Genomic DNA, 20,769 nt, shown 5'->3' with positions numbered 1-20,769 from the left:
CGTCTAGTGTGTTCTCTCCTCATTTTCAAATCTAATTTGGAGTCACATTCAAGTATATTTAGGGAGTGTTATCTTTAGTATTGTGATTTGCAAAATATCTATAGTTATGATTTAATTATTTGCAACTCACTGACACAAATTCAAATCAATTGACCATGGTCTAAGTTTTTATAATGGAAAGGAGTAAGCATGTCAACATCGTCTGAATTTAAAGTAGGAGAAAGAATTGTATATCCATCTCATGGAGTTGGAGAGATAGTAAATGTAGAACACCAAATCATAGCTGGTACTGATATTAAGGTTTATGTAATATCATTCCCTCAAGACAAAATGACTTTGAAAGTACCGGTAAACAGAGCTGCTATTTCGGGTCTTAGAAAACTTGTTAGTAAAACTGATTTAGCTGTAATATATTCAACGCTTCAGGGTAAAGCTAAGCAAGGTAATAGGATGTGGAGTAGAAGAGCACAAGAATATGAGGGTAAAATAAATTCTGGTAATGTAGTATCTGTAGCAGAAGTGGTACGAGATCTCTATAAGAATGTTGATAGTGACCGATCTTATAGTGAAAGGACTATTTATGAATCAGCCTTAAATAGGCTAGCTGGGGAGCTTGCAATTCTTGAGAATATAAATCCTGACGAAGCAATTAATAAATTAATTGAAGTATTGAGAGATAAGCTCGCTGCGTAAATTGAAAATTCATTTTCCTGAGGTGATATACTGCTATGATTTCAAGAGTTGATAGACGATAGTATACTCAAATGATTTGAAGAATTGGATTTGAAAATGAATGGTGAGCAAGCGGAACGTACATATAGTATAGTCACGCATGCGAATCCATGATATTTTCAAAAAACAATTCTTCAAAGCAGAAGAGTATATAACTTCAGGAAGAGCTAGGCAGTAGCAAAGTCGAGCAGCGTAACGTACATGAGTAATGGGGCAGCTTCAATCTTTAGGTCACGGGAATCTTAATTCTTGAAGTTCTACCTAAGTAGAATAAATTTATTTAAACATTATCTCCAGTAATTCGTACTATATTTGCCCCGCAACTGGTTAGTTTTTTCTCCAATGTTTGGTATCCACGGTCTAAGTGGTAGATTCGGTGTATTCTTGTTGTATCGTTGGCGGCAAGTCCAGCTAATACTAGGGATACTGATGCTCTGAGGTCGCTTGCCATTACTTCTGCTCCTGTCAAAAAAGGTATACCCCGTATTATAGCACTCTTTCCGTTAACTGTTATATTTGCACCCATTCTGCATAATTCAGGAACATGCATAAAGCGATTCTCAAAAATATTTTCTGTAATTATAGAAGAACCTTTGCAAAGAGTCATAAGGCTCATAAACTGAGCTTGTAAGTCTGTTGCAAAACCTGGATATGGGTTTGTATGGATGTCCACAGGATTTAATTTACCTACATAAGAGACTCTTAAACCATTATCAATAGGTAAAATTTCTATACCAGCTTCAATAAGCTTTAATACTATATTTTCAACGATATTATTGCTGATTCCATAAATGTTTAAATTGCCTTTAGTAATAGCAGCAGCAATCATGTAAGTACCGGCTTCAATACGATCCGGCATAATTGAATAATTGACATTTTTTAAATGAGATCTACCAATTATTCTTATTTCGTTTGTAGCAATTCCATCTATTTCTGCACCCATTTTGCTAAGACAATGGCACAGATCAATGATTTCTGGTTCTCTAGCACAGTTAAATAATATTGTTTCTCCTTCAGCCAAAGTAGCAGCCATTATGGCGTTAATTGTTGCTCCAACAGATATTTTATTAAAAACAAAATGTACAGCTTTTAATCTACCTCTAATTGTAGCATTAATATAACCATGATCGACGTCAATATTTGCCCCCATAGCTTGTAGAACTGCTACATGTATATCCACTTGTCGAGCACCTATAGCACATCCTCCAGGTAAGGAAACCTTAGCTTTAGAAAATCTAGAGAGTAGAGGCCCTAGAACCCAAATAGAAGCACGCATTTTACGTACTATATCATATGGTGCAGTAAAATTATTAATATTGCTGCTGTCGATATCCATGCTCAATTGATCTTGATGATCAGTTACAGTAACAACGCTACCTAAATTCTCAAGTAATTTTTTCATTGTGAGAATATCAGTAAGCTTTGGAATATTGTTAATACTAAGCTTATCTGTAAGTAGTGCAGCTGTCATAATCGGTAATGCTGCATTTTTAGCTCCGCTAATACTAATACTACCTTCAAGGGGGATACCACCCTGAATTATTAAACTATCCATAGGAATTCCTCAATATATATAATATAGCACTTAACATATATGTTCATATTAGTGCTAGGTTATAAGAACGAACAACCGTCATCGCGAGCCACGAAGTGGCGTGGCGATCCAAATAAACAGCGTGCTGTTACAACTTTTGGATTGCTTCGTCGCCTAAAGTGGCTTCTCGCAATGACGGTTAGAGAATTTATTCAATCTACAACTGTAGCACTAATATGAACATATATGTTAAGTGCTATAACCCGAATTTGATATAACTTGTTATATCAAATTCGGGTATAAGTCAATTAGGTTTAAAGCGATATAGTAGCTGTATTAGTTAAGTAAAAAATTTATCATTTTTTACTATCGTCAAGAGCTGTTCCAAGTATGTCTCCTAGACTAGCAGCACTATCAGCAGAACCATATTCTTTGATAGTTTTTTCTCTCTTTTCTATTTCAAGTGCTTTTATTGACAAAGTAACTTTACGAGATGCCTTATCAATGGTAATGATTTTTGCATCAATTCTGTCATTAGGGACAAATCTTTCAGTTTTTTGATCAGCTTTTTCACTAGAAAGATCAGCTTTTTTGATGAAGCCAGGTATTTTGTCGTCTAAAATAACTTCTATCCCATCATCTTTAACTTCAGTAACTGAGCAAGTAACGACCATATTTTTTTTGTACATGTTAAATTCATCTTGCTGGGGGTCAAAGCTTAGTTGTTTAATACCTAAGCTTATACGTTCCTTTTCAATATCAATTGATAAGACTTTACACTCTATTTGATCATTCTTTTTATATGTTTTTAACAGCTCAGTACCATTGCCTTCCCAACTTATATCTGTTTCATGAATCATACCATCAATGTTGTCATCAAGTGCTACAAACATACCAAAGTCAGTGATATTTCGTATTGGTGCTTTAATTATACTACCTATTGCATGACTATGCGCAAACCCAATAATTGGGTTATCTTGACACTGTTTAATACTTAGAGATATTCTATGTTTATCGGTATCAACTTCTAGAATTGTGAATTGAACTTCTTGACCAATAGTAAGCATTTTCTTAGGATGTTGATTTGATTTTACCCAACTAATTTCACTTGAATGAACGAGTCCTTCAATACCATCTTTTAATTCAATAAATACCCCATAATCAGCAATATTTGTTACTTTGCCAGTCATTATTTTGCCAACGGGGAATTCTTCTTTTATACTTTGCCATGGATTATGATCAAGTTGCTTCATACCAAGTGAAATTCTCTTAGTTTCTTCATTAAATTTTATAACTATAACCCTAACCTTTTGATCTAGAGATAAAACTTCAGAAGGGTGATTTATTCTGCTCCATGAAATATCAGTAACGTGCAATAGACCGTCTACATTACCTGAATTACCTAAAGCAATAAACGCACCGTAATCAGTGATATTTTTTACTGTACCATCTAATATTATTCCTTCCTTAATTTTCGATAACATTTCGTCTCTAGCCTCAGATCTTGATTCTTCAAGTATAGCTCTTCTAGAAACTACGATATTCCCAAGTTTCTTATCCATCTTTAAAATTTGGAATGGCTGCTTGATACCCATTAACGAAGCAATATCTTTTATTGGTCTAACATCTACCTGACTTCCAGGTAAGAAGGCAACAACCCCTGATACGTCAACAGTAAATCCACCTTTAACACGTCCGAATATTACACCATCAACAAACTGTTTATTGGCACATGCAATTTCTAAATGTCCCCATGATTCTTCTCTAATGGCCTTTTCACGACTTAATATAGTTCTACCGTTACGTCCTTCAATTTTCTCAATATATACATCAACTATCTCGCCAACTTCTGGTAAAGGTTGATTACTAACTAGAGCAAATTCTTCTATAGGAACTCTGCCTTCATTCTTTAATCCAACATCAACTATGATAATGCCTTTAGCAATCCCTACTACTTGACCTTTGACAACAGTACCTTCTTTTACGTGACTAGTACTTACGGCTTCAAGCATTTGTGCAAAATCTTCGTGAGATTGAATGCTAATTTCAGCAAGCTGAGAAACAAATTTTTTCTTAAATTTTTGCATATTATTCTCTAATACTAGTTGTGCCGTCTAGTATAAAAATTATAGTTAATTGACTTGAATTTACATAAGCAAGTTGTTCTTTGCCTTAAGTAATTAAATTCAACTAAATTAACTATGAATGGTTAATAAAATGTAGATAAAACAACCTATGGCACATAAAATATGTTGATGTTACCTAACTGAAATAAACTCCATGATCTTATCAATCACTTCTTTTGGTGATAGATAAGAAGTATCAATTTCTAAAGCTCCTTGTGGGGGAAGAGTTGGAGCAATATCACGCTCTATATCCCGTTTGTCTCTTATTTTTAGTTGTTCCAAAACTGTATCAAATATATATTCTCCTCCTTTTTCTTGCAACTCTTTATATCTTCTCTTTGCTCTAATAACAATATCTGCTCTGATAAAAATCTTTAAGTCAGCATTTGGGGTCACTACTGTTCCAATATCTCTACCTTCCATTATAATTCTAGGAGTTGTTTTTATTAATTTTCCTAGATATTTTCCTAGGTTATTTCTTACTTCCGGTATAATAGCAATTTTTGATGCTACATTACCTACAATCTCACTATCAAGTTCTGAATTTTGTACATATTCCGTAGATTTGGATAATTCAATTATTCCATTTATGTCAGTAAGATCAATTTTTTGGTTTATACAAGAAATAGCAAGGCTTCTATATACAATACTTGATTGAAAGTAAGTAAGCTTAAGTTTTTGTGCTAACATTTGACCAATTGTACTCTTACCCGATGCTGCTGGACCATCCAGTGCCACTACAAAATTATTGCTAATATTAAAAGCTTGAGATTTTAAGGTCATTTACTTATAATTTTATGCCGAATTCTAGCTGAATATTTAAAATAATGCAAATAAAACTTGAAATTGAAGCTATTATAGATTAGAGATGTTACTATGAAAACTTAATATATATTTCAAATGATTTGAAGAATTGGGACAACAAACAAGGGGTAACCGGACTAGGCGTACATTTGCTACGTGAGTACGCGGTAGACTCTGCAAGTATTTGAAAAAGCAATTCTTTAAAGCAGAAGAGTATACTTTGTTGTTTTAAGTATAAAATTAAATCAGAAAAGCAAGGGCGGTTAGCTCAGTTGGTTAGAGCATTACGTTGACATCGTAAAGGTCGGTGGTTCGAACCCACTATCGCCCACCAAACTTTTATTATTAACATCAATTTGTATTTAGGTTATTTTTGGCGACAGGACCTAAATACAAATTGATGTTAAATATTGTTAAAAAAAGATATAGGTGGTATTAGTGGTCAGGTATTTTTGTGTTATACTGTTGTTAGTTGCTAACTTCAATAGTTATGCCATAGAAACTATAGTTATAGAGCGAGGACATGTTGATCCAATACCGATAGCCATTAATAAATTTGATGCAGATGATAGTGCGAATAGTGTAATTGGTGCTGATATAATTAGTGTAATATCTAATGATCTAAAGATTTCCGGCATGTTCCACCCAATTTCTACTGCTTCTTTTATAGAACAAATTGTGGGGATAAAACATAAGCCTCTTTTTGCTGCTTGGCGACACATTAATGCTAATCTTCTGATTAATGGTGAAGTTATAAAGCTCTCTTCTGGTAAGCTAAAGGTTAGTTTTATATTATGGGATGCAAGCTTAGAAAAAGATCTTATAGGTGAGGTTTTTGAAATACCAACACATTTATGGCGTAGAGTAGCACATAAAATAGCTGATAAAATTTATGAGAAAATTACTGGAGATTTAGGTTATTTTGATACAAAAATAGTATATGTGTCAGAGAGTGGACCTTATCTAAAACGAGTAAAGAAAATAGCTATGATGGATCATGATGGTGCTAATCATAAATATCTGTCAGATGGTAAAAATTTGGTTCTTACTCCAAGATTTTCACCACAAGCAGATAAAATCATGTATCTATCCTATGTTCACAAGCAGAAACCACATGTTTATGTTCGTGATCTTAAAACAGGTAAGGAAAGATTGGTTGGTAATTTTCCTGGTATGTCCTTTGCTCCAAGATTCTCACCCCAAGGAAACAAAGCTATAATGTCGATAGCAAGAAAGGGAGCTACGCATATTTTTGAAATTGATCTGAATAATATGGCGACTAAGCAGTTGACCCATGGTGTTGGTATTAATACCTCTCCTAGCTATTCACCTGATGGCAGTAAAATAGTTTTTAATTCTGATCGAAGTGGAACAAGACAATTATATATTATGAATTCTGATGGTTCAAATATTGAACGTATAAGTTTTGGTGGAGGAGTTTATGCTGCACCAAGTTGGTCGCCTAGAGGAGATTACATAGCGTTTACAAAAATATCTCAAGGTGAAGGTTTTACAATTGGGGTCATGAAAGCCCTTGCTTATGGTGATGAGAATACTGAAAGAATTATAACTAGTGGATATCTAGTTGAAAGTCCATGCTGGTCACCCAATGGTAGGATAATTATGTTTGCTAAAGGCTGGCCTCCTAGAAACAAAACAGCAGGTAAAAATCGTATATATTCCATTGATTTGACTGGTTATAATGAAAGAGAGATTCTCACACCTCAAGATGCTTCTGATCCTGAGTGGTCAAGAATGTTAAATTGACTAGATTCTTATATCTTAAAAACATATTATAACCTCAGCATCCGTAATGGAAGTCAATAAGAAAATAATAACTTAATAGACTTCTTTCGAAACTCTACTTCTGCTGGTGATTTGTACGTCGATGCGGTACTCGAATCCTCACGTACATTAGAGTACGCTGCGGTTCGAGGTGAAGCGTCTCCTTCAAATCCCTCAGCACAAGCGAGTTTCGAAAGAGGTCTATTTTTATCGGTTGCTCTTGCTCTCCAATTGCTCCTGTCCTAATTCCCAAGTGGTTCTATCTATTGATAAAACCACTTTCCCCTGAGGAATATAATTTTTCATAAACTTATAATAATCATCAATATTGATATTGTCTTCTTGAAGAAATCTATATACCGCTTTTATTTTTGAATCTAATAATTTATCTCCTTCTATTTCTTCTGCCATATTTTTATATTTGCTTCCTCGACACAACATTAATGATTTTATTATGCCCTTGAACGTATTTAGTCTTGTATCTTTCATCTCAAAATGATTATATAGTAATTCGGCTAGTAACATAGAGTACCACAGATTTTTTTGTGTTCAATCTAAAATACTCTATTTACTAGCTCTTGCAATCACGCCATCTCTTTTGTCCAGTAGTGTGGACAACTAGTACGTGAGGAGCGGAGATCATGAAGTACGACGATATGATGATTAGTTTTCGGAAATGGTATTATAAGAACCTAGGGCTAACCTATTGCCGGTATAGCTCAGCTGGCAGAGCGACGCATTCGTAACGCGTAGGTCGGGGGTTCAATTCCCTCTATCGGCACCATAAATATTATATCTTTTTGGCAAACTCGCTTATGCTGAGGAATTTAAAGAAGCCACGGAATATCTCGACCCGCAGCGAACGATGATGTACGTGAGGAGCAGCAGTAGCCGGTATCACGTACAAATTACCTCATAGTACCTTACATTTTTCTATAATCGTCATCGCGAGGCATCTTTAGATGCCGTGGCGATCCAGGTAAACAGCGAAGCTGTTTTTTTAGAGTAACGCTTCGCGTATCCTAGATTGTCACGTCGGCGATTTCATCGTCTCCTCGCAATGACGGTCAGAGCCCTTCTTAATAGTGGTTACATAAAAAATGTAGGGTACTATGAAATTACCGACAGAAGTAGAGTTTGCCGAAGATATCTATTGTAATACAATAACATCACCTTATACGATATATACAATTCGACTTTCAAGCTGTTGGATTATCTAAGCTAAAAATCTTTTTATTATCATCATAGGAGAAGATTTCTGCATATCTTCCTAAACCTATTATAGACTTTAAAGTTATAGTGGCATCTTCACTAGATAATGTATCCTCAAGCTGTGTCTTAAAACGCGAAAGAGGTGCTTTATGATCTAAACGTTGATGTAAAATTTCACAAATGTAGGATGCAAGGGGAATATTGTCAAGTAAATGCTGAGCAAGCATTTTTTTTCTATCTTCTAAACTACTTGTGAAAAAAAGCTTGCCATGTTTATTTAATTTTATACTCTCAGAAGTAACATTAGCAAAATTTAATATTTGCAAAGCTCCAACAATATGTAAAATTTCCCCCATATTGTTAATGTGAAAAATCTTAGATAATTCTGATAAATTTGCAGAACCTTTGTATGGCGATGCAGAAAGTGCCTCAATGCTACCGATCAGTTCATTTACCGACAAATGAATTTTTTGATCGATGTTGCCAACAATAGCTTTCTGTTTATTACTAACAGGCAAAGGTGGTTTTTCATAGGCTGATACCATGAGAGCATAAATTTTATCTACCATAGTACGAAATTCTATACTTTGAACATCACGTAAACGAGGGAGGGTAATTGCTAATTCTGATACAATACGCCCAGGATTAGATGAAAGTATTAACACTTTGTCAGCCATAGTTACTGCTTCTTCAATCGAATGAGTTACCAATACCACCGACTGCATTTGAGTTTTTCCACTACTCCACAGATCAAGAAAATCATTCTTTAAGGTATTAGCAGTTAGAACATCAAGAGCGGAAAAAGCTTCATCCATAAGTAAAATTTCTGGTCTGAGAACTAATGCTCTAGCAAAACCTACTCGTTGCTTCATGCCACCTGATAATTCTTTTGGGTATGCTGACTCAAAACCATCAAGTCCTATCATATCTATGGCCTCTAATGCACGTTTGCGACTTTCATACTCAGAAATATTGAAACTTTTTAAACCTAGCTCAACATTCTCAAAAACAGTCAACCATGGAAAAAGTGCAAATGTTTGGAAAATCATACTAATATCACAACGATCACGAAAAGCAGGTTTTTTATTTAGTATTACTTTACCTTTAACTGGTTTTGTAAAACCTGCGATAATTCTTAGTAATGTTGATTTTCCAGATCCAGATTTTCCCAGTATCGCAACTATCTCATTAGGTTTTAGTTTTAGAGTAACATTATCTAGTATCTTTTGCGTACTATGATCATCTTTTGTAAAACTTTGTGTAATTGATATTAATTCAAGTAAATTATTATTCATAGGTCTTACTCTTTTTGTAAAATGGTCAACTTGAATAATAAAAAAAGTTAAATGCACTCTCGTCAGCCGCTTCAAGAATGCATTTTTCTGAATATTCTAGGGTATATCGTCACGAGATTTTAGCCCACATTAGTAATCCCCTTAGACAAAGACCTGCCATGTATAATTTTGTATTTTTAGCATATCTTGTTGCTATACCACGCCATTCTTTAAATTTTTGAAATGTATTTTCAATAATGTGCCTTAACTTATATAAATCCTTATCTATCTCTCTTTGAATCTTTCTGTTTCTTTTTGATGGTATTACAGGAATTATATTTGCTTGCTCAGCAAATTCTACGATGCTATTTGTGTCATAAGCTTTATCTGCTATAAGGTACTCTGCCTCTATATTTTGGGTTAATTCACAAGCTTGAGTACAATCGTTTCTGGAACCTTCTGTAACAATAATTCTGACCGGCATACCATGCGCATCCACGGCCATATGTATCTTTGTATTGAGCCCCCTTTTGTACGGCTAATCGTTTGATTCCCGCCTTTTGCCCCAAGTCCTGCTTTATGAACTTTTACAAATGTTGAATCTATCATTAACCATTCGAAATCAGGAGCATTTATAAAAATATTTAGTACATGCTCCCATACTCCATTATCGCGCCATCTATAGAATCTTCTGTGTACATTCTTCCAATTCCCATAATCAGGTGGCAAATCTCTCCAAGGAGCTCCTGTCCTAAATATCCACATTACTGCATTTACAAAGGTTCTATTATCTTTTGCAACCCCTCCCCAACAACCTTCCCTGCCAGGCAAATGCCTTTGTATCTTATTCCAAAGTTCATCATTTATATCATGTCTTCTATGTGCTAGCCCCATAACTATTATCCCTATTACTATAATTAGTATAACCAACTTCACAAATTATTCAACTATAATCTCGTGACGATATGCCCTAGCCAGTTTTGGATTAAAATTTTTAATTTTAATCCAAAACTGAAGTTAACTAATGATAATAAAGTAAATATTCTTTGCTAAATCCATTACAATTGTGCTACATTCCGTAGTGCATTTCTCAATTACTATAAAATCATAGTTTTGAGATAACCTAACGTAAGAAAATTATTGATGGAATTAATTTCTTTGATTATTAATTATTTTCTAATAATCTAAAATATAGTATAATTTACAAGAAAATTAAGTAAAAATGTTTAACATTGCATCAAAAGATAAACAACTAGATAGAACTACAGTATCTAGTGTTTTTTATAAATTAGGACAAAAAGAAAAAAAAGAAAAGACTAGAATTAGTGAGTTATTAGTTGATTTTCATGAAAATGGTCTTCTATTAACGATACTTTTTTTTGCAATACCAGTTGCAATTCCGCTGCCGTATCCTCCAGGTTTTACTACTATAGTAGGTATTCCTTTGATGATTCTATCTATGCAGATGTTGCTTGGCTTTAGACAAGTTTCTTTACCATCCAAAATTAATAACTATCAAATTAGCAATGATATAATTATTAATATAAGTGACAAGATTGTACCAAAGATTAAATTTATAGAAAAATATATACGACCAAGATTTAGTTTCGCAGCCTCTATATATTGTGAACAATTTATTGGTTTAATATCGCTGATTTGCTCTATTGCTATATCAATACCTTTACCTCTAACTAACGCTGTACCTGCACTGGGCATTACAATAATGGCATTAGGTCTTTTAAACCGAGATGGATTAACTATAGTTCTTGGATTTATTACCTCTATAGTTGGACTTATTATAGCTTTTATAGCAATCTCTGCTAGCTGGATTAGTATTAAATATTTATTTAATCTATTCTTCTGATATAATAAATATTAAATTTGTACAAAAGGTGAAAGCCGCTACTATAGAATCTTTTTCAAATGAAACAAAAGTTATATCAAGGATCAAGTAAAGCTCTTTATCAGTCACAAGAAGATTTTGCTTTTATTATGGCGTTTACTGACAAAATTACTTTGGAAAACGGAGAGATTTTTGATATTTCGGGCAAAGGGGTGCTGAATAATAATATTTCGTCCTTCATAATGAGCAGACTTGATATGGTAGGAATAGATAACCACCTAATTGAAAAAATTAACATGCGTGAGCAATTAATACAATCTGTAGATATTTTCCCCGTTCAAATATTAGTTTCTACAGTAGCTTGCGGTAGGTTTGTAAAAGAATTCTCTATGGAAGAAGGATACGTATTTGATCATCCAATTATCGATTTTAGAGTTAGAAGTAGTGAGTTAAAGCATCCTATAATTAATGAACACCAAATACTAAATTTTGGTTGGTTAAGTAAACAAGAAATTGATGAAGTAAAACATAAAGCCATAAGAACATACGATTTTTTAAGTGGATTATTTACAGGTATTGGTATAAGGCTTGTTGAATGCAAACTAGAATTTGGCAGAGTGTTTAATGGTGAGGAATTTATGGTAATGTTGGCTGATGAAATTAGCCCGGATAATTGTCGTTTATGGAATATGAATAATAATGAGAAACTTGGAGCAGAAATGATTGCCAGTGATCCAGAAAAAGCTCTGAAATCTTATCAGGCAATAGCTGATTTATTAAAAGATAGAACTTTTTAAGTACACTCAAATGCTTTGAAGAATTGGATTTGAAAATGAATGGTGAGCATGCAAATCCATAATATTTTCAAAAAACAATTTGTAGGAGCAGAAGAGTGTATATAGTATACCTAAAACCTTCTCTAGGAAGAAAAAATAAATTGTAAACATGCTTAGTGCTACAAATTTTTGGTGTATAATAAAATGAAAATAATTAGTTACCTGAAGTCTTTTTTTTTATTTGAAATAATCTCAGGGCTTAGTCTAACTTTGAAGTATTTCTTCAAACCTAAAGTAACTATAAATTATCCCTATGAGAAGGGAAGGATAAGCCCAAGATTTAAAGGTGAGCATGCATTAAGGCGTTACGCTAATGGTGAGGAACGTTGTATTGCTTGTAAGCTTTGTGAAGCAATTTGTCCGGCTCAAGCTATTATTATTGAAGCAGAAGAAAGAGAAGATGGTAGTAGGCGTACCACTAGGTACGATATTGATATGACTAAATGCATTTATTGTGGTTTATGTCAGGAGGCGTGTCCAGTTGATGCTATAGTGGAAGGTCCTAATTTTGAATTTGCTACTATTACCCATGAAGAATTGCTTTATGACAAAGAAAAATTGCTGAAAAATGGTGATATGTGGGAACAAGAACTAGCAATTAAGCTACATGATGATTATAAATATAGATAATTATGGAGATATTTTTTTATTTATTTGCGGGGTTAATTGTTATAAGTAGTTGTTTGGTAGTCATCAGTAAAAACCCTGTTTATTCTGTCTTATGGTTGATCTTTACTTTCTGTAACGGTTCGGGGCTAATGGTTTTGCTAGGGGCAGAATTTTTAGCAATGATATTGATTGTTATATATGTTGGGGCAGTAGCAGTATTATTTTTGTTTGTTATAATGATGTTGAATATTCGTTTTACCGATGTTATTGTGCAATTCAAAAGAAACTTGCTTATTAGTATTGCTGTAGCACTCATTATGTTTGCTGATCTTGTCCTGATAATTTGCTTAGGGACTAAAGATATAATTTTAGATAATAACCAATTTGAGATAACATCAGGTGTAACTAATACTCATGCTATTGGGGAAATACTATATACCGATTATATCTTACCTTTTCAAGTTTCGGGTATTATTCTATTTGTGGCAATGATATCTTGTATTACCTTAACTATTCGACATCGCAGCGAAGTTAAAAGACAGGATATTGCTAAGCAGTATGCTAAAAATAAAGATAACTCCATATTAATGGTCAAACCACATTTAAATAAGGGAATAGAAGGACTCAAATATGATTAGTACTATTACTTTGGAACATTATTTAACTTTATCGGTCCTCATTTTTAGTATAGGGATGGTTGGTTTGTTTATGCATCGTAAGAATGTCATAACAATTCTTATGTCAATTGAATTAATGCTGCTGGCTGTAAACATCAATTTTGTGGCATTCTCTACTTATACACATGAGATGTCTGGACAAATTTTTAGTATAATAATTTTAACAATAGCAGCTGCTGAAACCACAATAGGACTTGCAATATTACTAGTTTATTTTAGAAATAAAGGCTCAATAGAAGTGGGTGATATAAATCAGATGAAGGGCTAATTGATATGATAGCTTCGGCAGCAACACTTACAGTAATGTTACCTTTAATCTCTGGTATTATCAATGGTTTGTTTTGTCAGTGTTTTAGCAAGAAGCAAGCAGCTTTTATTGCCACTATTGCAATAAGTTTATCGGCAATATTAGCTAGCTTGATATTTTATAATGTAGCAGTACACAAAGTCGTTATTCATCTAATTTTAGCAAAATGGCTAGTGGTTGGTGAGATAAACATAAATTGGGCAATTTATCTTGATCAGCTGACTGCTATTATGTTCATAGTGGTTACTTGGATTTCAGCTGTAGTACATATTTATTCTCTTGGCTATATGGGGGATGATGATGGATTGCCTAAATTTCTATCATTTCTATCATTATTCACTTTCTTTATGCTAGCTTTGGTATCAGCAGATAATTTTGTACAATTATTTTTTGGTTGGGAAGGTGTTGGTCTATGTTCGTACTTATTAATTGGCTTTTGGTATCAAAAAGAATTAGCGAATAAAGCAGCAATTAAAGCCTTTATAGTAAATAGGGTAGGAGATTTTGCTTTTATACTTGGGATTATTACCATTATTGTTTATTTTGGTGTAGTTGATTTTGCTAGTGTATTTGATAAAGCAGAGTCATTATCTAAGATGCAATTGAGTATATTGGGTTTTAAAGCAACAGTAATTGACGTGGTATGTTTACTATTATTCTTGGGATGCATGGGCAAGTCGGCTCAAATTGGCTTGCATATATGGCTACCAGATGCTATGGAAGGACCAACGCCTGTCTCGGCACTTATTCACGCTGCAACTATGGTAACAGCCGGGGTCTTTTTAGTAGCTAGATGTTCTTATTTATTTGAATATAGTATAGGGGTATTGCACTTTATTGCCATTATTGGTGGTATTACATGTATATTTGCCGCAACTATTGCCATAGTTCAATATGATATAAAAAAAATTATTGCCTATTCTACTTGTAGCCAACTTGGTTATATGTTTCTTGCTTGTGGTGTGTCAGCTTATAATGCTGGTATTTTTCATTTAGTCACCCATGCATTTTTTAAAGCTTTATTATTTTTATCAGCTGGTAGTGTAATTCACGCTTGTCATGAGCAAAATATTTTTAAGATTGGTGGTTTGAAAGATAAGATGCCAATTACTTATTGTAATTTTTTAATTGGATCACTGGCACTCATAGGTATTTATCCTTTAGCAGGATTTTATTCAAAAGATGCTATTTTAGAGCTAGCATATAGTAGCGGTGGTATCGGTACTATCGTGTTTATTCTTGGAATTCTTGCTGCAGTCCTGACTGCCATTTATTCTATGAAAATTATCTTATTAGTATTTCATGGAAAAACTAGACTAACTATTGACATCAATCATGTCCATGAATCACCCCATATCATGAATGGACCACTTAGTCTTTTAGTGGCAGGTAGTTTTCTTGCAGGAATGATAGGTTATTATATATTGTTTTTTGACAAACCAAATGGTTATTTCCTTGATAGTATATTTAACATTCATATTTACCAAATACTAGCAATTCATCCTCCTCTTTATATAAAATTATTACCAATGGTTTCGGGACTAATAGGTATTGTTTTGGGGATTTATTTTTATAGAAGAATCAAAGAAAAAATAAAAATAGGATTTATAGAAAAGCTGTTGGTACATAAATATTATTTTGATGAGGTTTATGACTTTGTGATAGTAAGATTAGTAACTAACTTAAGTAAGTTATGCAATTTGATAGATCAAAGAGTGATAGATAGATTTGGTCCAAATAGCTTTGCCAAAACGGTAAATTACTTTGGTTTTTTGGTGAGTAGATCGCAGACAGGTTACGTATTTAATTACACTTTATATATAGTTTTATGTATAGTTGTTTATATTACTTTCTTTATAATAGGAATATTGCGAACTGATTCTTTTTGGTAAGTTTGAAGGAGGGATAGCCATGATTTTTCCATACAAAATTATTGATCTCACACACACTCTTGATGAACAAATTCCTTCATGGAGTGGAGGCTGTGGGTTTAATATTGAGATTAAATTGGATTATTCTGACTGTCTACAAAATGAAGAATTTCGCGTGCAGCAGTTCAAAATGCATGCCGGGATTGGTACACATATGGATGCACCAGCACACTGTATTCCAGGTAGTACTACCATTGACCAAATACCATTATTGCAGCTGGTTGCTCCTTGTGTTGTTATTGATGTATCAAGCTTTTGTCATGAGCGTTATAGTCTAAGCCTAACGGACATTGAACATTTTGAAGAACAATACGGAATGATCAATGAGGGAAGTTTTGTGATGATCAAAACAGGATGGGAAAAGTTTTGGGGTGATCCGGGAAAGTATAGCAATAATCACATTTTTCCTTCTATATCAATTGAAGCAGCGGAGATACTGACAAAACGAGGTGTGTGCGGACTTGGTATTGACACTTTGTCACCAGACAGGCCAGTAGATGGATTTCCTGTTCATAAATTGTTTTTGGGCAATGGCAAATATATTGTTGAAAATGTTGCTAATTTGGCAAATCTACCTATAACAGGAAGCTGTATCTTAGCTCTGCCAATTAAGGTAAGAGGGGCAACAGAAGCTCCGATAAGGCTTATTGGTTTAATAAAAGAAGAAACAAACTTAAATTTTTAGAAGGTATAATGAAAAAACTTATTTTATATTTAAGCATTGGGTTATTGTTTAACACATCCTCACTGGCAGATACCAAATGCTTTTTGGCTAAAGAAAATGATAAAATTATCAAACAAGAAGGTGATTGTGCATCACGCTATGCACCTTGCTCAACGTTCAAAATTGCCATTAGTTTGATGGGATATGAAGAAGGATTGTTAGTTGATGAAACTCATCCTGAGTTATCATTTAAAGAAGGTTATGTAGATTGGCTTGACAGGTGGAAACAGCCCCACAATCCAACAACATGGATACAAAATAGTTGTGTTTGGTATTCTCAAGTTTTGACGCAAAAGCTTGGGATGAGTAAATTCAAAGACTATGTTATAAAATTTAACTATGGGAATCAAAATGTTTCAGGTGATAAAGGTAAAAACAATGGATTAACGAATTCATGGCTATCCAGTTCGTTGGAAATTTCACCTGAAGAGCAAGTCGTGTTCTTACAGAATCTTATTGATAACAAATTACCAATAAGTCTTAAATCTCATGAAATGACAAAAAATATACTCTTTGTGGAGGAACTACCAAGTGGTTGGAAACTTTATGGGAAAACAGGCAACGGTTCTCAGCTTAATAAAAATAGAACTAAGAAGTTAGACCTCCAGCAAGGATGGTTTGTTGGTTGGATTCAAAGAGATAATAGGACTATTGTATTTGTAAACCATATTATAGATGACAGTAAGCAAGACACTTATGCAAGCCTACGTGCTAAAGCAGAAGCAAAAGAAAAATTACTACATTTGATTAAAGACTGAGCAAAAATGATTTGAAAAATTAGGCTTCGTGAAGATTTTGTTTTTATGAGTAGCTCTATATACTCGAATGATCCTACAAATTGGAGTTGAAAATGAGGAGCAAGCGAACTAGGTGTACATTTAGTATATGAGTACGCGAGTTCCTGATATTTTCAAAAAACAATTCTTTAAAGCATTCGAGTATACTCTTCCAATTAATTTTTAGGTTGGGTAGTATTAGGCACAGGATCATATCCACCTTGACAGAAAGGATTACACCTAATTATTCTCTTAATAAATAACCATAATCCTTTAATATTACTATGCATTATTATTGCTGATCTAGCATATTCTGAACATGATGGATTAAAACGACAATTATCACCAAGTAGGGGGGAAATAAAGAATTGATAAAATCTAATAAGTATGAGTAACAAATTAAAGCGATGTTTCATTTTGATCATGGTTAGCTCAAAAAGAGTATAATCAAATAATTTAAAGAATTGTTTTTTAAAAATATCATGGGTTTGCATGCTCACCATTCATTTTCAAATCCAATTCTTCAAATCATTTGAGTATATTACTTACTTTGCAGTTTTTGGTTTTGAGTCTTTACGTCCATTGCAGGCAGATTTTAGTTTTTCACCAGCAGAGAACTTAGGTTGAACGTAAGCTTCAATTTTAAGAGGCTGACCAGTTCTAGGATTTTTGCCAGCTCTAGCTGCTACTTTACTAGAGTAAAACTTACCAAAGCCAATCAGTATTACGTCTTTACCTTCAGCAAGAATAGAAGTAACTGCATTGGTAAATGTATTTATAATCTTTTCAGCTTCAACTTTAGTACAATTTTGTTGGTTTGCTATATAATCAATGAATTCACCTTTGTGCATAAATTTTTCCTTTAAGTGAGTTAGTTTAATTTAATTCAGCTAATGATAGCTTGTCTATCAGGTAAAGATATAGATATAGATGTTGTAAATCAATAATTATTAGCTATTAAAGTTATCTATATTATAAAATATTTTCACTTTACGTTTCTTTTTGATATTATTAACACATATCTCTATTTGTTATTACTGGCTGTCAAGCATCATCATATAAGCATTCAAGCAGGGCAGTTTAAAAGTCACAACTAATGATAGAAAAGTTTGTTTTTAAAAATGCATAAATGTCATTGCGAAGAGCGGCGACGCGGCAATCCAATAAATGTGGATTGCCACGACCACTACGTGGTCTCGCAATGGTGTCTTGTACTTTTCTGCAATTTTTAAATTGCCATAGGGGTTATGCGTGAGGTGTGAGTAACTAATACTTCAATACTTCTTGTAGCACTTTAAACTCGATAATCTCAAGGCAAGTTTACACCAAAAAGGTATAAGCTAAAGTAAGAAAGGTAAAAAATGCAAATGAATCAGTTATGGTGGTTAAGAATACACCTGAGCCAGTGGCGGGATCAATATTTAAATAATGTAGAGTAATTGGTATTACTGAGCCAAAAAGACCAGCTATGAGAAACGTTAGGATAACGGCTATGGAGAAAATCAAGCTAAGATTTGGATCAGAAAGCATTGCTAAGCTTAATAGTGCCCCAACTAAGGCCAATATAGAGCCGTTAAATCCGCATACAGCTATTTCTTTAAGAATCACTCTCAGCACGTTATTATGGTGAATATCTTTGTTGGCAAGTGCTCTAACTGTCACTGTCATGGCTTGTGTGCCGGCATTTCCTCCCATAGAAGCAACAATAGGCATAATAGCTGCTAGTGTTATAAGTTTTGAGATTGTAATACTAAACTGGTTAATAATTATCGATGTCATACAAGCAGTAATTAAATTGACAAATAACCAAGGAAATCTGTGTCTCACAGTATAAAATAGATTGTAAAATGTATCTTGAGTATGAACGCCACCGAGTGACATTATATCTTTTTCGGTTTGTTGTTCAATGATGTAAAGCATACTATCTATTGAAACGGTACCTATTAACTTGCCGCTTTTATTCACCACTGGTACAATTGTTAGAGCATATTGTTTAAAAATAAAACTTAACTCACTTAAATTAGTGAATACATCGGTAATTTTAAATTCAGGATTCATAATATCTTTTACTAACTTATCCCCTTTATGCTTCAGTAAAGTGCTTAGAAGTATACTACCTATAGGTCGGTATTTACTGTCGAGTACAATAGCAGCATGAAAATCTTGTGCTATATGTTTGTGTCTAATAAAATCTATAGCCGTGGCTACTGTCCAATCTTCTTGAAATGACACAAAATTTCTTTCGATTACCCTACCAACAGTATCTTCTGGGTAAGTACAGCCTTCTATAATTTGCTGTCTTTTTTCTGCTTTGAGATTATTTAAGATCATTTCTTTTGTTAGATCATCAAGATCCTCGATAACTTCAACAGCATCTTCTATAGCAAGTTGATTAATTAGCTGTACACTTTTCTGTACACCTAAAATTTGCATTATAAGTGGTTTACTGTTCACGCTAAGCTGTACTAAAGTTTCAGGCTTTAGTGTATCCTGTAACAAAGGAAGAATTATTTTATATGTTTTCTGATTTATATTATCTAAAACATCTGCAAGATCTGCATAGTGAAAATTACTCATAATCTCTATTGCTTTGCCAAATTCATCATTATTCAGAAGATTATTAATGTGCTCAAATGTTTCGTCAAATTGGTTTTGATGAACCGACAACATATTTTTTAATTGATTTTGCATAACTCCTCGTTTGAGTATACTGCTATGATTTCAAGAGTTAGTACGAAGGTCAACTTCAAGAAGAGCTAGGCAGGTAGCAAAGTCGAGCAGCAGAGCATACATGAGTAACGGAGCAGCTTCGATTTTTATATACGACGACCTTAATTCTTGAAGTTCACCGAGTATACTCAAATGATTTGAGTATATATACTGAATTTTCTAAAAGTACCCTCAATAGCCAAGAAGGATGAGTCACTTGTATTCTAACATGTTAGGTTTTATAAGACAACTAAGTTGAGAGTATATAGAAAACTGGTGCGGTCGAGAAGACTTGAACTTCCACTCTGTTAAGAACAGCCCCCTCAAAGCTGTGCGTCTACCAATTTCGCCACGACCGCAATTAATAATAAGTTTTTAATAAAATTATTCCTGTAGCCTAAATAATTTTGGTTAATCCAAATAGTATATATAACAAATTATTCTACTAATATCAATATATATACTCGAATGATCCTACGAATTGGATTTGAAAATACACGAGCATTCGTAATGGAAGTCAATAAGAAAATAATAACTTAACATAAATTTTCATTGCAAGAAGAATTATTTTTTACAATAGAGTGCATAAAAGCTAGTAATTTACGCATAACAGCAACAAGAGCAATTTCTGCTGGTTTATGTTTAGCAATTAAGTGGTCATAAAAATTACGTAAACGCTTATTACATCGTAAGGCAGCTACTGCAGCCATATAAAGAACTCTTCGAAGATTACCTCTACCTGCAAAAATACTTCTTCTACCTTTATAACTACCGCTTTCTCTAGCAAAAGGAGCAAGATCTACTAAAGATGTTAACTGCCTAAAAGTAATATTGCCAAGCTCCGGTGCTTCACATATTAGACCTCTTTCGAAACTCTACTTCTGCTGGTG

20 protein-coding genes and 3 tRNA genes are annotated in these 20,769 nt (G+C 33.6%); 12 read left to right on the top strand and 11 right to left on the bottom strand.

The window, feature by feature from the left end; all coding sequences use genetic code 11:
• Nucleotides 1-189 precede the first annotated feature (189 nt).
• Complete coding sequence (locus AAHM86_RS01465; RefSeq protein ID WP_341747377.1) at nucleotides 190-693, top strand: CarD family transcriptional regulator; 504 nt, start codon at nucleotides 190-192, stop codon at nucleotides 691-693.
• A gap of 319 nt (nucleotides 694-1,012) precedes the next feature.
• Here the strand turns inward: AAHM86_RS01465 and murA are convergent, their stop codons facing one another.
• The 3 genes from murA to cmk all read right to left on the bottom strand — a co-directional run bounded on the left by murA (nucleotide 1,013) and on the right by cmk (nucleotide 5,175).
• Nucleotides 1,013-2,287, bottom strand: a complete 1,275-nt coding sequence (gene murA / locus AAHM86_RS01460) for a UDP-N-acetylglucosamine 1-carboxyvinyltransferase (protein WP_342268023.1) — start codon at nucleotides 2,285-2,287, stop codon at nucleotides 1,013-1,015.
• A 335-nt stretch (nucleotides 2,288-2,622) separates the two neighbouring features.
• Nucleotides 2,623-4,353 (bottom strand): 30S ribosomal protein S1, encoded by a 1,731-nt coding sequence (locus AAHM86_RS01455; protein ID WP_342268022.1) that lies wholly within the window; start codon nucleotides 4,351-4,353, stop codon nucleotides 2,623-2,625.
• A gap of 171 nt (nucleotides 4,354-4,524) precedes the next feature.
• Entirely contained in the window at nucleotides 4,525-5,175 is a 651-nt protein-coding gene (cmk, locus tag AAHM86_RS01450) for a (d)CMP kinase (RefSeq protein ID WP_341755056.1), read from the bottom strand.
• 278 nt (nucleotides 5,176-5,453) lie between these two features.
• On the opposite strand from cmk, the gene AAHM86_RS01445 reads away from it, so the two are divergent.
• Nucleotides 5,454-5,530 (top strand) — tRNA-Val (locus tag AAHM86_RS01445).
• 104 nt (nucleotides 5,531-5,634) lie between these two features.
• Nucleotides 5,635-6,963, top strand: coding sequence for a Tol-Pal system beta propeller repeat protein TolB (gene tolB / locus AAHM86_RS01440; RefSeq protein ID WP_410521558.1), 1,329 nt, complete (start codon nucleotides 5,635-5,637; stop codon nucleotides 6,961-6,963).
• Nucleotides 6,964-7,188: 225 nt separating this feature from the next.
• Here tolB and AAHM86_RS01430 read toward each other — a convergent pair whose 3' ends face one another.
• The gene (locus AAHM86_RS01430) at nucleotides 7,189-7,392 is read right to left on the bottom strand and encodes a hypothetical protein (RefSeq protein ID WP_342268021.1); all 204 of its coding nucleotides are present in this window, start codon (nucleotides 7,390-7,392) and stop codon (nucleotides 7,189-7,191) included.
• Nucleotides 7,393-7,689: 297 nt separating this feature from the next.
• Here AAHM86_RS01430 and AAHM86_RS01425 point away from each other — a divergent pair.
• Nucleotides 7,690-7,765 (top strand) — tRNA-Thr (locus tag AAHM86_RS01425).
• 415 nt (nucleotides 7,766-8,180) lie between these two features.
• On the opposite strand, the gene AAHM86_RS01420 is transcribed toward AAHM86_RS01425, so the two are convergent.
• A complete protein-coding gene (locus AAHM86_RS01420; RefSeq protein ID WP_342268020.1) occupies nucleotides 8,181-9,488 on the bottom strand; it encodes a nitrate/sulfonate/bicarbonate ABC transporter ATP-binding protein in 1,308 nt (435 codons plus the stop codon).
• Nucleotides 9,489-9,597: 109 nt separating this feature from the next.
• Nucleotides 9,598-10,361 (bottom strand): IS5 family transposase gene (locus AAHM86_RS01415; RefSeq protein WP_342268343.1). Its coding sequence is split into 2 segments (ribosomal slippage): nucleotides 9,598-10,004 and nucleotides 10,004-10,361, totalling 765 coding nucleotides; the frame shifts between segments, so codons are not numbered across the junction.
• Between the two features lie 328 nt (nucleotides 10,362-10,689).
• On the opposite strand from AAHM86_RS01415, the gene AAHM86_RS01410 reads away from it, so the two are divergent.
• The 8 genes from AAHM86_RS01410 (at nucleotide 10,690) to blaOXA (ending at nucleotide 17,152) form a co-directional block, all read left to right on the top strand.
• Entirely contained in the window at nucleotides 10,690-11,331 is a 642-nt protein-coding gene (locus tag AAHM86_RS01410) for an exopolysaccharide biosynthesis protein (RefSeq protein WP_342268019.1), read from the top strand.
• 59 nt (nucleotides 11,332-11,390) lie between these two features.
• The gene (locus AAHM86_RS01405; protein ID WP_341747414.1) at nucleotides 11,391-12,107 is read left to right on the top strand and encodes a phosphoribosylaminoimidazolesuccinocarboxamide synthase; all 717 of its coding nucleotides are present in this window, start codon (nucleotides 11,391-11,393) and stop codon (nucleotides 12,105-12,107) included.
• A 189-nt stretch (nucleotides 12,108-12,296) separates the two neighbouring features.
• Nucleotides 12,297-12,776 carry an NADH-quinone oxidoreductase subunit NuoI gene (nuoI, locus tag AAHM86_RS01400; protein ID WP_341754835.1) on the top strand — a complete coding sequence of 160 codons (480 nt, stop codon included), beginning with the start codon at nucleotides 12,297-12,299 and terminating at the stop codon, nucleotides 12,774-12,776.
• 2 nt (nucleotides 12,777-12,778) lie between these two features.
• Complete coding sequence (locus tag AAHM86_RS01395; RefSeq protein ID WP_342268018.1) at nucleotides 12,779-13,393, top strand: NADH-quinone oxidoreductase subunit J; 615 nt, start codon at nucleotides 12,779-12,781, stop codon at nucleotides 13,391-13,393.
• Nucleotides 13,386-13,700: an NADH-quinone oxidoreductase subunit NuoK gene (gene nuoK / locus AAHM86_RS01390; protein ID WP_342268017.1), complete on the top strand. Its 315-nt coding sequence runs from the start codon at nucleotides 13,386-13,388 to the stop codon at nucleotides 13,698-13,700. The genes AAHM86_RS01395 and nuoK overlap by 8 nt, the downstream gene beginning before the upstream one ends.
• Nucleotides 13,701-13,735: 35 nt before the next feature.
• Nucleotides 13,736-15,631, top strand: coding sequence for an NADH-quinone oxidoreductase subunit L (gene nuoL, locus AAHM86_RS01385; protein ID WP_410521568.1), 1,896 nt, complete (start codon nucleotides 13,736-13,738; stop codon nucleotides 15,629-15,631).
• 19 nt (nucleotides 15,632-15,650) lie between these two features.
• Nucleotides 15,651-16,355 carry a cyclase family protein gene (locus AAHM86_RS01380; protein WP_342268015.1) on the top strand — a complete coding sequence of 235 codons (705 nt, stop codon included), beginning with the start codon at nucleotides 15,651-15,653 and terminating at the stop codon, nucleotides 16,353-16,355.
• 8 nt (nucleotides 16,356-16,363) lie between these two features.
• On the top strand, nucleotides 16,364-17,152 hold the full coding sequence (gene blaOXA / locus AAHM86_RS01375; protein WP_342268014.1) for a class D beta-lactamase: 789 nt from the start codon (nucleotides 16,364-16,366) through the stop codon (nucleotides 17,150-17,152).
• A 194-nt stretch (nucleotides 17,153-17,346) separates the two neighbouring features.
• Here blaOXA and yidD read toward each other — a convergent pair whose 3' ends face one another.
• The 5 genes from yidD to AAHM86_RS01350 all read right to left on the bottom strand — a co-directional run bounded on the left by yidD (nucleotide 17,347) and on the right by AAHM86_RS01350 (nucleotide 20,709).
• Entirely contained in the window at nucleotides 17,347-17,586 is a 240-nt protein-coding gene (gene yidD, locus AAHM86_RS01370) for a membrane protein insertion efficiency factor YidD (RefSeq protein ID WP_342268342.1), read from the bottom strand.
• A 129-nt stretch (nucleotides 17,587-17,715) separates the two neighbouring features.
• On the bottom strand, nucleotides 17,716-18,021 hold the full coding sequence (locus AAHM86_RS01365) for an HU family DNA-binding protein (RefSeq protein ID WP_341752074.1): 306 nt from the start codon (nucleotides 18,019-18,021) through the stop codon (nucleotides 17,716-17,718).
• A gap of 469 nt (nucleotides 18,022-18,490) precedes the next feature.
• A complete protein-coding gene (mgtE, locus tag AAHM86_RS01360; protein WP_342268013.1) occupies nucleotides 18,491-19,861 on the bottom strand; it encodes a magnesium transporter in 1,371 nt (456 codons plus the stop codon).
• Between the two features lie 292 nt (nucleotides 19,862-20,153).
• Nucleotides 20,154-20,238, bottom strand: a tRNA-Leu gene (locus AAHM86_RS01355).
• 177 nt (nucleotides 20,239-20,415) lie between these two features.
• The gene (locus tag AAHM86_RS01350; RefSeq protein ID WP_342268341.1) at nucleotides 20,416-20,709 is read right to left on the bottom strand and encodes a transposase; all 294 of its coding nucleotides are present in this window, start codon (nucleotides 20,707-20,709) and stop codon (nucleotides 20,416-20,418) included.
• Nucleotides 20,710-20,769: the final 60 nt, after the last annotated feature.

The organism is Candidatus Tisiphia endosymbiont of Empis tessellata, assembly GCF_964031035.1.
GTDB lineage: Bacteria > Pseudomonadota > Alphaproteobacteria > Rickettsiales > Rickettsiaceae > Tisiphia.
Note: the sequence above shows the minus strand (reverse complement) of the source record. Positions and strands in the feature narration are given on the sequence as shown.